10 protein-coding genes and 2 pseudogenes are annotated in these 13,524 nt (G+C 56.7%); 5 read left to right on the forward strand and 7 right to left on the reverse strand.

The window, feature by feature from the left end; all coding sequences use genetic code 11:
* Positions 1-71: 71 nt before the first annotated feature.
* The 4 genes and pseudogenes from ACZ1HE_RS01785 (at position 72) to ACZ1HE_RS01800 (ending at position 6,337) form a co-directional block, all read left to right on the forward strand.
* Positions 72-3,191 (forward strand): ABC transporter transmembrane domain-containing protein, encoded by a 3,120-nt coding sequence (locus tag ACZ1HE_RS01785; RefSeq protein ID WP_472619303.1) that lies wholly within the window; start codon positions 72-74, stop codon positions 3,189-3,191.
* A complete protein-coding gene (locus ACZ1HE_RS01790; protein WP_472619304.1) occupies positions 3,184-4,071 on the forward strand; it encodes a lysostaphin resistance A-like protein in 888 nt (295 codons plus the stop codon). Before ACZ1HE_RS01785 ends, ACZ1HE_RS01790 begins: the two co-directional genes overlap by 8 nt.
* Positions 4,072-4,129: 58 nt before the next feature.
* Positions 4,130-5,065 carry an acetyl-CoA carboxylase, carboxyltransferase subunit beta gene (gene accD / locus ACZ1HE_RS01795; protein ID WP_472619305.1) on the forward strand — a complete coding sequence of 312 codons (936 nt, stop codon included), beginning with the start codon at positions 4,130-4,132 and terminating at the stop codon, positions 5,063-5,065.
* Positions 5,062-6,337, forward strand: a pseudogene (locus ACZ1HE_RS01800) (bifunctional folylpolyglutamate synthase/dihydrofolate synthase). The gene accD and the pseudogene ACZ1HE_RS01800 overlap by 4 nt, the downstream one beginning before the upstream one ends.
* A gap of 52 nt (positions 6,338-6,389) precedes the next feature.
* On the opposite strand, the gene zapE reads toward ACZ1HE_RS01800, so the two are convergent.
* The gene (gene zapE, locus ACZ1HE_RS01805) at positions 6,390-7,475 is read right to left on the reverse strand and encodes a cell division protein ZapE (RefSeq protein ID WP_472619306.1); all 1,086 of its coding nucleotides are present in this window, start codon (positions 7,473-7,475) and stop codon (positions 6,390-6,392) included.
* 148 nt (positions 7,476-7,623) lie between these two features.
* On the opposite strand from zapE, the gene ACZ1HE_RS01810 reads away from it, so the two are divergent.
* Positions 7,624-8,865 (forward strand): MFS transporter, encoded by a 1,242-nt coding sequence (locus ACZ1HE_RS01810; RefSeq protein ID WP_472619307.1) that lies wholly within the window; start codon positions 7,624-7,626, stop codon positions 8,863-8,865.
* 134 nt (positions 8,866-8,999) lie between these two features.
* On the opposite strand, the gene ACZ1HE_RS01815 is transcribed toward ACZ1HE_RS01810, so the two are convergent.
* The 6 genes and pseudogenes from ACZ1HE_RS01815 to sthA form a co-directional block, all read right to left on the reverse strand.
* On the reverse strand, positions 9,000-9,320 hold the full coding sequence (locus ACZ1HE_RS01815; RefSeq protein WP_472619308.1) for an alpha/beta fold hydrolase: 321 nt from the start codon (positions 9,318-9,320) through the stop codon (positions 9,000-9,002).
* A 125-nt stretch (positions 9,321-9,445) separates the two neighbouring features.
* Positions 9,446-9,925 (reverse strand): annotated as a pseudogene (locus ACZ1HE_RS01820) (alpha/beta fold hydrolase); the annotation flags it as partial.
* Positions 9,922-10,836, reverse strand: coding sequence for an ornithine cyclodeaminase family protein (locus ACZ1HE_RS01825; RefSeq protein WP_472619309.1), 915 nt, complete (start codon positions 10,834-10,836; stop codon positions 9,922-9,924). The pseudogene ACZ1HE_RS01820 and the gene ACZ1HE_RS01825, both read right to left, overlap by 4 nt.
* The gene (locus tag ACZ1HE_RS01830; protein WP_472619310.1) at positions 10,833-11,453 is read right to left on the reverse strand and encodes an HAD family hydrolase; all 621 of its coding nucleotides are present in this window, start codon (positions 11,451-11,453) and stop codon (positions 10,833-10,835) included. The genes ACZ1HE_RS01825 and ACZ1HE_RS01830 overlap by 4 nt, the downstream gene beginning before the upstream one ends.
* 169 nt (positions 11,454-11,622) lie before the next feature.
* Positions 11,623-12,075 (reverse strand): YaiI/YqxD family protein, encoded by a 453-nt coding sequence (locus ACZ1HE_RS01835; RefSeq protein WP_472619311.1) that lies wholly within the window; start codon positions 12,073-12,075, stop codon positions 11,623-11,625.
* Positions 12,072-13,523, reverse strand: coding sequence for a Si-specific NAD(P)(+) transhydrogenase (gene sthA / locus ACZ1HE_RS01840; protein WP_472619312.1), 1,452 nt, complete (start codon positions 13,521-13,523; stop codon positions 12,072-12,074). The genes ACZ1HE_RS01835 and sthA overlap by 4 nt, the downstream gene beginning before the upstream one ends.
* Position 13,524 lies beyond the last annotated feature (1 nt).

The raw sequence follows: 13,524 nt of genomic DNA on the forward strand, positions 1-13,524 counted from the left end.
TTCAGACTTCGGTAACAGTGGAATATCCGCGCCTTGCCGTGGATTGATTCATCTGAGACGAGGGCCGGGTTATGGAACCCACGTTGTTTTCATTTATTTGGAAATATTCAAAAAAACAGCAACTTGTTCTGCTTGTTTTGACCGTCGTTTCGTTTCCCTTTCTCTACATCTCGTTGGAACTGCCCAAGCGGATCATCAACGACGCCATCGGATCGACCACAGAAATCGTGACCATATGGGGTTATGATGTTACGCAGATCCAGTATCTGTTGGTGCTATGTTTCGCCTTTCTGGCCACGGTGATCGCCAGTGGTTTCATGAAGATGCGGATCAACACCATGAAAGGTGTGCTGTCCGAACGGATGCTGCGGCGGCTGCGGTTCAAGCTGATCAGCCGGATGATGCGCTTTCCCAAACCCTATTTCGCCACCACCAGCCAGGGTGAGCTGGTGTCGATGATTACGTCCGAGGCCGAGCCGATGGGCGGGCTGATGGGTGACGCCATCGCGCAGCCGGTATTTCAACTGGGCCAGATGCTGACCATCGTGACATTTCTGTTCATGCAAAGCGTTTGGTTCGGTCTGGCCTCGGTCGCGCTGATCCCGCTGCAGGCGTGGCTGATCCCGATGCTGCAGCGGCAGATCAACCTACTGAACAAGTCCCGCATCCAAGAGGTCCGCAGGTTGAGTTCCGAAATTGGCGAAAGCGCTGCCGGTATCTCGGACCTAAGGGCAAACGGGGGCTGGCGCTATCGTCTGGCGCAGTTCACCGATCGACTTGGGCGGTTGTTCGAGATCCGGTTCAGGATCTACAACAAGAAATTCTTCATGAAATTCCTGAACAACCTGATCACGCAGATGACGCCTTTTCTGTTCTATTCAGTGGGCGGTTATCTGGCGATCAAAGGAGAGATCACGGTCGGCGCACTGGTGGCCGCACTAGGGGCTTACAAGGACCTGAGCTCTCCCTGGAAAGAGCTGTTGGGCTACTACAATCAAGTGCAGGACATGTCGTTGCGATGGGAAATCGTGACCGAACGGTTTGCCCCACGCAACATGATACCTGACGAGCTGTTTGAAGGCGAACCGCAGGATATCCCTCGACTGACTGGCGACATTGAGCTGAAGAATGTCACCGTTTTGGACAACGACGGCAATACAGTACTCGAAGATTTGAACCTGACTATTCCACCGGGCGCGCGCGTGGCGATCCAATCAACAAAGGCGAGCGAGCGTACTGCTTTGGCGCAGCTTCTAACACGTGAAATACTGCCTGCACGAGGTGAGGTTCGGCTATCCGATCATAACATCGAAGAGCTACATCAAGCAGTGATTGCAGCTCGCATCGGGTATGCACACTCACGTCCATATTTGTTTGATGGCACGTTGGGCGACAACCTTCTGATGCCGCTACGTACACAGCCTCAGTACAAGCCCGGTGAATTGCGTCGGCCAACCCGAAAACAGATCGAAGCAGTTCGGGCGGGTAACAGCGCGGATTCGCTGGATGAGGATTGGATCGACCCAGGTCTTGCTGGTTTGACGGATGGCGATCAGATCCGCGATTGGTGGTTCCAACTGGTCGAAGCCATGGGGATCGACGAGTTCATGTTCCGCCGCACCCTGCGCTCGCGGTTTGACCCCAGTCTCCATTCGGCATTGGCAGACGAGATTGTTGCAATCAGAGAGAAAGTGGCCGAACGGCTTGTTGAACGCGGGCTGGATGATGTGGTGTTTCGGTTCTCACCCGATAGGTTCAACCCGGCGGTGCCATTGGGTGGGAACCTGCTTTATGCGGCTCCCGCCCGCGAAATCACACAAGAAAAGATGGCTCGCGACGGGCGGTTCATGGCGATGCTACACGAGCAGGGGCTTGCCGATGATGCGCAGGCTATTTCGTTGGGTGTCATCGACATGCTGCGCCAAACCTTTGGGCGCGACGGCATGAGTCACCCGCTGTTTCTACGCTTGGGGTTGGATGAAGATACGTATCTGAAGCTGCTAGAGATTGCTGATCGGATCGATGCCAAGGGCGAAGAGATGCTGAGCGATGAAGACCGCGCCTTGGTTGTCACCGTGCCATTTCTGCTGACAGCGGAACAGATTGGGCCGAGTTTTCCGCAGGAGTACATGGATCGCATCCTGGCAATCCGCCAAAGTAAGGCAGCTGCGTTACGAGAATTGGTTGGCGGCGATTTTATTCCGGTGTCCGAGGACGCCTATGTCCCCCGTCTGACGGTGGTCGAAAACGCGCTCTTTGGCCGAGTGTCGCTGATGGCGGGTGCCAAGGCTGATGAGATCGAGGATTTGGTGGCCGAGGTGCTGATCGAGGCCGGATTGCGCCGCCGCATTGCTACGATCATCTACGATTTGCCTGCGGGGTTGGGTGGAACCAATCTGCCGACTGTGTTTCAGGAACGCGCAGCGTTCTCGCGTGCGGGGATCAAACGGCCCGACATTCTGGTGTTGGATCAGGCGCTGGCCAGTCACGACAGCCAAAGCCGCCTGCGCACCCGCCAGAAACTGCGCGAATTGCTGCCTAAATCCATCATGATTTTCATGGAAGACAATTTTGCCCACCCAGAGGCCTATGATCTATTCATCGAGATCAAGGATGGGCGGATCGATGGCGTGTCTCGCTCGTTGGGCGAGCTTGACCAAGGTGGTGCAGCTGACTTGAGTCGCAAGTTGAACATCATCGCGTCGACCGAGCTTTTTGCTAAACTCGACGCCCGTAACCAGCGGCTTTTGGCGTTTTCGGCGCAATGGTACGATGTGGCTGCTGGGCAGGTTATTTTTTCGGAAGGGCAATCCCCCGATGCTGCCTATCTTTGTTTGTCTGGCAAGGCCGAACTGCGTTGGCCTAACGGGAAGGATCATGATGGACGTGCAATTTCGGTTGTCGAGCCCGGCCGCCTGATTGGAGACTTGTCGATCATCACCCGCGAGCCTCGACCCTTTGACCTGATCGCGCAAGAGGACAGCAATTTCCTGCGAATTGGCGCCGAGGAGTTCCGCGCCGTGATCGAAAACGATGCCACCGTTGCTGTGAGCTTGCTGGAAACCGTTGCTGACCACTTGGTCGAGGCCGCGGCTTTCATGCGGTCTCAGAATATTAACTTGGCGGATTTCACCAATCCGGATGGCACACCGGTGCCTATGGATCTGGTCAACGGGCAGAACAATGCTTGATCGCGCGTACGCCCCACACGAGCAATTGGTTGGCCCGGGTCGCGCTCATGCGCAGCTTTGGAAACTCCTATTGGGTTTGTTGTCGATCGGGATTTTTGTCTTTGCCTTGAACACCCTTCTACTTGGCGTAATGGCGGGTGCAGGGTCCGATGAATGGGCACAGAGCGTTCTGACCGGCGCCTCCCCGTTGGCGATGTATTTTTTGCTGTTCAGCTTCGGGATCGTGACCCTTGCAGTCGCCCTTGCAGCGCGTCAGTTTCAGCGTCGAAGCCTGAGCAGCATTCTTGGGCCGATGTATCAGACTCTGGTACAGTTTTGGGTCGTGCTGCGTATCCTTCTTCTCTTGTGGGTCGTAGTGCTGATCTTGCCGCCCTATGACATGGGCGCACCACTGCAAAACAATGTGCCACTATCAATGTGGCTCCTGTTGCTGCCTCTATCCATGGTAGCGGTGCTCGTTCAAGTTAGCGCAGAAGAGATCCTGTTCCGGGGCTATATTCAGCAATCACTGGCGGCACGTTTCCGCAGCCCTCTGGTCTGGATGGTCTTGCCGTCGGTCCTCTTTGCGTTTGGTCACTACCTTCCGGGACAGGCTGGGGACAACGCGTTGCTTATCGCGTTGTGGTCGGGTGTGTTCGGCATTTTGATGGCCGATCTGACGGCTCGGGCCGGAACCTTGGGCCCTGCGGTCGCACTTCATCTTTTCAACAACATGATAGCACTTCTGTTCATCTCGCTGCCGGATAGTCTAAATGGCCTCTCATTGTTCCTGGTGCCATACGAGATGTCGGATACCGTTCAGTTGCGATCCTGGCTTCTGGCGGATTTTGCAATGATGCTGGTAGCGTGGCTTGCGGCGCGCCTTGCGTTGCGCCGTTGATTGCATTTCCTGACGCGGCGTCTTATTTGGGCACAGTGCAGCATCAGAAGGTTCCGCCATGAACTGGATCACCAACTACGTCCGGCCCCGGATCAATTCCATCTTTTCGCGTCGCGAAGTGCCCGAGAACCTTTGGCACAAATGCGATGAATGCGGGTCGATGTTGTTCCACCGCGAATTGGCTGACAATCTGAATGTATGCACCGAATGCGGTCACCACATGGGGATCACTCCGCGAGCGCGTTTCAAAGGATTGTTCGACGGCGGCGTATTTGCCGAAATCGACGTACCAGAACCAACGACCGATCCGTTGCAGTTCCGCGATCAAAAGAAATACCCCGACCGGATGAAGTCGGCGCAGAAATCCACCGGTGAAAGAGAGGCAATGCTGGTCGCCACCGGCGAGATTGGCCGCACTCCGATCGTGGCCGCGGCGCAAGACTTCTCGTTCATGGGCGGTTCGATGGGCATGTACGTGGGCAACGCGATCATTGCCGCCGCGGAAAAGGCCGTTGAGCTCAAGCGCCCGCTGATCCTGTTTTCCGCTGCTGGCGGCGCGCGCATGCAAGAAGGCATCCTGAGCCTCATGCAGATGCCGCGCACCACAGTGGCCGTGCAGATGCTGAAAGAAGCTGGTCTGCCTTATATTGTCGTCCTGACCCACCCGACCACCGGTGGTGTGACCGCGTCCTATGCGATGCTGGGCGATGTCCATATTTCGGAGCCCAATGCGCTGATCTGTTTCGCCGGTCCCCGCGTGATCGAGCAGACCATCCGCGAAAAACTGCCCGAAGGGTTCCAGCGCGCCGAATACCTGCTGGATCACGGTATGCTGGATCGCGTGACCAAACGCACCGAGATGCGAGAAGAGCTGATCACCATCACTCGTATGCTGATGAACCAGCCCCCAGCTGTCAAAGGCGACCTGCCCGCGCCCGAGCCCGAGGATGACGCTACGGCAGAGACCCCGGCGGAAGAGGCTGCCAAGGAATGACCGCCCAAACATCGGACGTCATCCTGGACCGGATGATGGCGCTGCACCCCAAGATCATCGATTTGACCTTGGATCGTGTCTGGCGTCTGCTGGATGCGCTGGGCAACCCACAGACCACACTGCCCCCTGTGATCCACATCGCCGGAACCAATGGCAAGGGGTCAACTCAGGCTATGATCCGTGCAGGGCTCGAAGGTGCAGGGCTGACGGCGCACGCCTATACGTCGCCGCATCTGGCGCGGTTCCACGAACGGATCCGTCTGGCCGGAGAGCTGATTTCCGAAGAGCACCTGGCACAGGTGTTGGATGAATGCTACGTCGCCAACGACGGCGTCGACATCACCTATTTCGAGATCACCACAGTCGCAGCCCTGCTAGCATTTGCCCGCACCAAAGCTGATTACACTCTGCTTGAGGTCGGTCTGGGTGGACGTTTGGATGCCACCAACGTCGTCGACAAACCGGCCCTAACTTTGATCACGCCCGTATCCATCGATCACGAGCAATTTTTGGGTAACACGCTGGCCAAGATCGCAGCCGAAAAAGCCGGCATCATCAAACGTGGCGTTCCTGTCATCGTCGGTCCACAGCAAGATGAGGCGATGGAGGTGATCGAAGACACCGCCGCCCGCCTTGGCGCGCCGCTGATTGCCCATGGTCAGCAATGGCACGTACACCGCGAAAGCGATCGGCTGATCTATCAGGACGAAACCGGTCTTCGGGATCTGCCTCTTCCCAACTTGCTGGGCGCACATCAGATCCAGAACGCAGGCGTCGCCCTGGCCGCTTTGCGCCACCTCAACCTGGGTGATACCGCTTACGAGGCCGCGGTAACCTGCGCCGAATGGCCCGCCCGCATGCAGCGCCTGAAAATCGGTCCGCTGGTTGACGCTGCACCCGAGGCTGAACTGTGGCTCGATGGCGGTCACAATGCCGCCGCCGGTCAGGCCATTGGCGATCTGCTGCAAGGGCTGCCCAAACGCCCGACCCATCTGATCTGCGGGATGCTGAACACCAAGGATGTAACCGGCTATCTGCGGCCGCTGGCAGCGCAAGCGGACACACTGACGGCTGTTCTCGATCCCGGGTGAGGCCAACACACTCTCGGCCGAAGACACAGCCACAGCCGCCAAATCAGTCGATTTCCCTTCCAGCACGGCGTCCTCGGTAATGGAGGCCTTGCAGGCGATCACCGCCCAAGATTCATACGCACGCGTTTTGATCTGCGGATCACTCTATCTGGCGGGTAATATCCTGCGCGAAAACGGCTGATCCCGGACAGAGATCCCGCTCTTCTTTTTGTACTAAATACGGCGGGGAACAGCTAAAGGCTGTGGGGGCAGAGCCCCCTTTTTTGTCCCCAATCTTTATCCTGCATCTCGCGCAGGCGCGAGGCAGTGCGTTCGAACTCAAACGTGCCTTCGCCTTCAACATACAGCATCTCGGGTTGGGCAGCGGCCGAACAGATCAAACGTACGCGCGCCTCATAAAGTGCATCGATCAATGTGACGAACCGCTTCGCCTCGTTGAAGTTGTTGCGTGACAGAGTTGGGATGTCGTCCAACATCAGTACCTTCACCGCCTCGGCCACGGCGAGGTAATCCCCCGGCCCAAGCATCTTGCCGCAAAGATCATAAAACGTTGCCCGCGCCACGCCATTTCTAAACGCAGGAAGTGTCACATCACGACCTTTGACTCGCAGCACAAGTGGCTCTGCCGCGCCGCCCGTCAGATCGGTCCATATCGCGTTCATCTCGGCACGGGCATCGGGACCGATGGGCGAGAAATAGACCTGCGATCCTTCCAGTCGGTTCTGGCGATAATCCGTCGGGCTCACCATTTCCCAAGTGACCATCTTTTCCTTGATCAACTGGATGAAGGGCAGGAACAGCTGCCGGTTCAATCCGTTTTTGTAGAGGTCGTCGGGAATACGGTTGGACGTAGTGATGATCACAACGCCGGCATCAAACAGCGCCTCAAACAACCGCCCCACGATCATGGCATCCGTGATGTCGGTGATCTGCATTTCGTCAAAAGCCAGCACCCGCACCGACTTGACGACCTGATCCACCACCGGTTTCAGCGCGTCTTCGATCCCGTTTTGGCGTGCTTCGTGCATGCCCACGTGGATTTCCTGCATGAAGGCGTGGAAATGCACGCGGCGCGAGGGGACATCCCCCAGCGTTTCGACGAACATATCCATCAGCATCGACTTGCCGCGCCCGACGCCACCCCACAGGTACAGCCCCTTGGGCGGGGATGGTGCCTTGCGAAAGAACCCGCGTTTGACCGGTGTCATGACAGCGGTGCGGATACGCTCGAACTCGTGTAGGACGGCCTCTTGGGCTGGGTCCGCGTTCAAGGTGCCATCGGCGACACGCGCAGCATAGAGCGAAGAAACATCTGTCATTTTGCACCCATAGCGCGACATGCGGTTGTTTGAAAGAAGACCGACCCGACCAACAGATCAAATTTGGTTAACTGTGTGCTCAAATCTCCTGAATTGACTGGGTGGGCGATCCGGTTAACGTGCCATTCTAAGTCAATTGGAGGTCCAGATGACCCGCGCGCCCAGCCTGTTCACTCCCGTACTGCTCGTCAGCTGCGTCATCATCATTGTCAGCTTTGCGATCCGTGGGTCCTTTGGCGTGTTCCAGATCCCGATTGCAGAGGAATTCGGCTGGCTGAGAACCGATTTCTCGCTGGCCATTGCAATCCAGAACCTGGCCTGGGGTATCGGGCAGCCGATCTTTGGCGCAATTGCCGAAAAGATTGGCGATCGCAAAGCGATCATCATGGGGGCAATCCTATACGCCGCCGGTCTGGTCCTGTCCGCCTGGTCTGTGACGCCGTTAGAACATCAGATCTATGAATGGCTCGTCGGCTTCGGCATCGCAGGCACCGGGTTCGGGGTTGTCCTGGCCGTGGTTGGCCGCGCGTCTTCGGAAGAGAACCGTTCGATGTCACTGGCCGTTGTGACTGCGGCGGGCAGTATCGGACAGGTGATCGGAGCTCCCACGGCGGAATGGATGCTTGGTTTTCTGTCCTGGCAACAGGTTTTCATCGTCTTTGCATTTGTGATCTTGTCGATTGTCCTGCTCTTGCCGCTGATGCGCTCGCCTGAGCCCGCCAGCAAGCAAGAGCTGCAAGAGAGCATGAGCCAGATCTTGACCAAGGCGTTCAAGGATCCGTCCTACACGTTGATTTTCCTGGGGTTCTTCAGCTGCGGTTATCAGCTCTCTTTCATAACGGCGCATTTCCCTGCCTTCGTGACCGAGATGTGCGGGCCGATCGAACCGGGCAGCATCCTGCACGGGATGGGTGTGACCACGACATCCGGTCTGGGCGCGCTTGCGATCTCGCTGGTTGGGCTGGCCAACATCGGCGGCACCCTCATGGCGGGATGGGCAGGAAATCACTTCCCACGCAAATACCTGCTGGCGGGTATCTACACGGCGCGCACCTTGATCGGAGCACTGTTCATCCTGCTGCCAATCACACCACTGTCGGTCGTCGTTTTCTCGATAACGATGGGGTCTCTGTGGCTGGCGACTGTTCCGCTGACTTCCGGCTTGGTCGCGCATCTCTATGGGGTGCGATACATGGGGACGCTTTATGGGTTTGTGTTCCTGAGCCATCAGTTGGGTGGCTTTCTGGGCGTGTGGCTGGGCGGCCGCATGTATGACCTCTACGGGGACTATACGACGGTCTGGTGGATTGGCGTCGCAATCGGCGCCTTTAGTGCGGTTGTTCACTTGCCCATTCGCGAGAACCGCCCAGTTGCGGCGGCCCAAGCCTGAAGACCAGCTACAACAAATAGGTTGGGTGCCTCCGGCACTCGGGCGCGTTCCCGCCGTCCGCAGGACGCGCAGATACGTTCATTTCGGGTTTGTTACGATCTGGAGTGGTGTCTTAGAGCCATATCGTTGATGCTTCAGTTCAACCCTTCGTTCAGGCGTTCACTCAGCACCGCCAGAACTTCGTCGGTATGGGTATAGGTCAGTCCGTGACCTGCATCGTCGATAACTTCTTGACGCGTGGATCGGCTCCACTCTGTTAGCTTGCCCATGGCCGACAGTGGGATGACAGTATCCTCACGTCCCCAAATCGCCAGTACCGGGACACCTGCTTGATGCACCTTGCGGTGCTCCTCTTGCAATTCGCGACCCAAAATACCTCGTAGACTGGAAAGAACCGCCGAAACAAACCCCTGATACTCCAGCTCGCGCAACTGCAAATCCACGATATCCGGCACAGAACTGGGGAGGTTTTTTCGGCTTCGATTTGTTTTCGGTGGCGGGTTGGAAACACTGCCATCATGAGCCAGTCGCCAATCAAAGGGGTTCGCCGAATGAACTGTGCAATGCTGCCCGTGGCCATGACCATGCCCGCAGGAGCCAACAAAACCAGATGGCGAACCATCTCGGGATGTTTGGCTGCAAAACATGTCGAAATGGCCCCACCCATGGAATACCCTATCAGGGTAAAGTCTTCTTTTACGCCCTGTGTTTCCAAAAGCTCTTCAAGTTGCTGCAGAAAGAACCTGTCGTCTTGGGCACCCTTCGGGCGGTCGGAAAATCCGCGACCGTAGAGGTCGTAGGTCAACACCCTATAGCCCATGGCAGACAGCCCGGTGACCAATCCTTGCCAAACAAAGGACGGTGTGGTCAGCCCGTGGACGCAAACCGCGACTGGGCCGCGTACCGGGCCGTGCCAGGTGAAATGGGTCGCACCCCTGGTCAGAGCGACCGTTTCTCCTGGCGCGTTGCGCCGTTCTTCCACTCCCATCACCTTGCGGCGTGCCTCGATCGCAAAGGGAGCAACAATTACAAGAGCGATAAGAACAATTAAAAATGTCATGATCTCGAGTGCCACCTTCTTAGTATGTAGTGGCTGGTCATCAGGTCCAGATGCGCACCACCGCCATTCTTGAATAGAGTAATCTCATCGGAGGTGGCCGAGAAGGCATTTAGATCATAAAAATCGGCCAACAAGTCACAACGAGAAATTGTGCCCTCTTTCAGAGGGGTTTTGAGCTCGCCAATGTGATCAATGGTGGTATCGAAGCTGTCTACAAAAATCCGTGCCTTTTGTAGTGCATTGTCATCTGCTTCACGCATGTCCGGACGATAGGCCCCGATCAGATTCACGTGTTGCCCTGGTCGCAGCCAGTCACCTTTGAGGATCGGATCTTTTGACATGGTCGCGCTGACAATAATGTCCGCCGAGTGCACCGCATTTGCCAGATCCTCAGCGATACTTACATTTGGCAGGCCCTTTGCCAACGCCTCGGCCTTGCACTTCGTCCGGTTCCAAATCCAAATTTGAGCCTTCGGAAACCCCTGGCTAAAGGCCTGGCACAGGGAATGCCCCACCGCACCTGCGCCAACAATCAATATGTTACGACTTTCTGGGTTGGCCAAGCGTAGAGCGCCTAACAAACTGTCCCCCGCTGTTTTCCATTTTGTCACCAAATGAAAATCGATCATGGCGGACAGTGTACCATCCTTGTCATCGTACAAGTTCACGGATCCATTGATCACGGGTTGATCGGATTGCGGGTTGTTTGGGAACACAGTCGCTGTTTTTACGATCGAGCCCAGACCGTCGATCCAGGCTGTTCGAGACAGCAATGTGTCCGGACCACGCGACAGCAATGTGTCGCCAATTTCCGCCTTTGCTAGTGAATGACCATCGACCAACGCTTGTGTCAACTCTAGCCAATCCAGGTTGGCTTCACCTTCCTTGAACGGGATGTAGGTGACATTCAAACCGTGTCCTCTTTCGACAGTAATCCTTCTGCGAATAGACGCTCGGCCCAACCCTGTGGTCCATTGAAATGGTGGGTCTGCCATCCCCGAGCTTGAGCAGCTTCGATGTTGTCCAGGCGATCGTCCACGAATAATAGAGTGGTCGGTGCGAGATTGCTGTCTTCTTCAACAGCGCGGTAAATGTCTGCGAAAGGCTTAACCTTGCGCATTCGGCCTGAAACATACAGCCGGTCGAATTCATTTAGAAATGGATAGACCGTGGCCGCATAGTCAAAGTTTTGAACGCCGAAGTTAGTCAGCGCAAATACTGGGATATTGCGAGAGCGCAGCGCGCGCAACAACCGAACGGAGTGCGGAATCTCTGGGGCGGCAAGTTCGATCCAATTGTCGTGCCACATGCGGATCTCATCCCGCCATTTTGGGTATTTCTCGGCCCAGTCATAAATGGTGTCGGTGAAATGATGCCCCCGATCGACGAGGTCGTTCATATGGTGCGGTTCGACCTCTGCGAACATGGCGCGACGACGGTCCTCACCGATAACCCGGTCATAAAAGCGTTCAGGTTGCCACTCGATCAGCACGTTTCCAATGTCGAAAATCACTGCGTTGATAGTCACTTGCCTGGATCCTGCTCAATCAACCGCAAACCGCGGCAATGTAATTCTCTACGACAACTGAACCAAGACGAGTGCCGATTTTCAAGTTAAGATGTCGAAAAACGCAACCGCACCGCCAACGGGAAGGGTAGCATCTTTGGTGTTGCTTTGACGGGCAGTAGCACTCCGACTATCTGCGGGCTGCTCTCAACTCGCGTTCCAAGGCATCTAAAAAGCGCGAGCGGTCGGCCTTGGTGAACCCTTTGCCGCTGCCCCCCGCGCCCAACGGATTGGCGGCGCGCAGGTCGGCCATCAGATCTCTCATCGCCAGTTGCTGGCCGATGTTGGCCTGGGTGAACGCTTCGCCGTTGTGACGCAGCACCCTTGCTCCGGCGTCGATGCACTTGGCAGCCAGTGGAATGTCACCGGTGACCACCACATCGCCGGGGCCACAACGATCCGCGATCCACATATCGGCGACGTCCGCACCCTCGGCTACAATGACTGTCTCGACTAAGGGGTTGGCAGATGGCCGCAGTCCGCCGTTTGACACGACATACATTTGCACCCGGTGGCGGGTTGCAACCTTTTCAGCCTCGGCTTTGACCGGGCAGGCGTCAGCGTCGATGTAAAGTGCCGTCACGAATCCGCTTTCTTGCCTTTGTCCTTGGGCGCGCGCTTGACCTTGAACTCTTCCGGAATGGGCATTCGGTTAAAAGCATCAAGTCCCGCGACCTTATAAGCCTCCGCCAAAGTCGGATAGTTGAAGGTGTTCTGGACAAAGTAGTCTACTGTCCCCTTCAGGTTCATCACCGCTTGTCCGATGTGGATCAGCTCTGTCGCGCCTTCGCCAACAATTTGAACCCCCAGAACACGCCGTGTCTTGAGGCTAAGGAGCATTTTCAGCATCCCGTGCTCCAGCCCCATGATATGCCCGCGCGAGGTTTCGCGAAAACGCCCCACGCCGACCTCATAAGGAATGCCACGCTCTTTCAACTCTTCCTCGGACATGCCGCAGGTAGACATCTCGGGCACGGAATAAATGCCATAAGGATACCACGGGCTTTCCGGCAGGGTCGGCGTTTCCAGCGCATGACAGGCAGCAACACGTCCCTGTTGCAGTGAGGTCGACGCCAACGAGGGATGCCCGATCACATCTCCGGTGGCGTAGATATGAGGCACGGCGGTCTGATAGGTCTTGCGGTTCACCTCAATCCGGCCGCGATGGTCTGTTTCCAACCCGATGGCGTCCAGATTGAGTGCATCCGTGGCCCCCATGCGACCGGCCGCAAAGAGCAGCATTTCGCCACGCACGTGCCGCCCGTTTCCAAGGCTGACCTCGACATGGGTTCCTGCGTCTTCGATCTTTTCTACTGGCGATCCAAGGCGCAGATCGACACCGTTTTCTCGGATCTGATGGGTGAATTCGTGGATCAAAGTCCGGTCAATGAAATCAAGGAAGCTATCGCGCGGCTCGATCAGGGTCACTCGCACATCCAGGGCCGAGAACATGGTGGCGTATTCCACCCCGATCACGCCCGCTCCGATCACTACCAAAGAGCGTGGGATCTCTTCCATCTCAAGGAAATGATCGCCATCGACCACGGTCTTGCCGTTGAACGGCACATAGTCAGGCCGATAGGTTTTGGTGCCCGTCGCGATCAGGAACTTGGCGGCGGTCAGGCGTGTGGTTTCACCCGCTTCGGTGGCCACTTCGACCTCGTTCGGGCCAACAAATTTGGCCCGCCCGTTCAGGGTGTCGACGTGGTTGCGGTTGAACTGATGTTCCAGCACATCGACCTCGTGATCGAGGGTCATGTGCAAGCGCGCCTTCAGGTCTTCGGCGTGGATCTCATCCTTGACCCTATACGAGCGGCCATAAAAGCTGCGCTCGCGCCAGCCCGAGAGGTTTAGCACAGTTTCGCGCAGGGTCTTGGACGGGATTGTACCGGTGTGGACGGAAACGCCGCCTAACCGGTCCTTGCGGTCGATCACCAGCACCCGGCGTTTCAGCTTGCCCGCCTGAATCGCGGCGGCCCGACCCGAGGGGCCGGACCCGATGATGATTAGATCATAGTCGAACTCAGCCACG

The organism is Falsiruegeria sp. JB4-1 (genome assembly GCF_055693495.1).

Coding starts and splice junctions, on each gene's coding strand:
- accD (WP_472619305.1), top strand. CDS start 4,130: ATGAACTGGATCACCAACTACGTCCGGCCCCGGATCAATTCCATCTTT.
- ACZ1HE_RS01785 (WP_472619303.1), top strand. CDS start 72: ATGGAACCCACGTTGTTTTCATTTATTTGGAAATATTCAAAAAAACAG.
- zapE (WP_472619306.1), bottom strand. CDS start 7,475: ATGACAGATGTTTCTTCGCTCTATGCTGCGCGTGTCGCCGATGGCACC.
- ACZ1HE_RS01790 (WP_472619304.1), top strand. CDS start 3,184: ATGCTTGATCGCGCGTACGCCCCACACGAGCAATTGGTTGGCCCGGGT.
- ACZ1HE_RS01810 (WP_472619307.1), top strand. CDS start 7,624: ATGACCCGCGCGCCCAGCCTGTTCACTCCCGTACTGCTCGTCAGCTGC.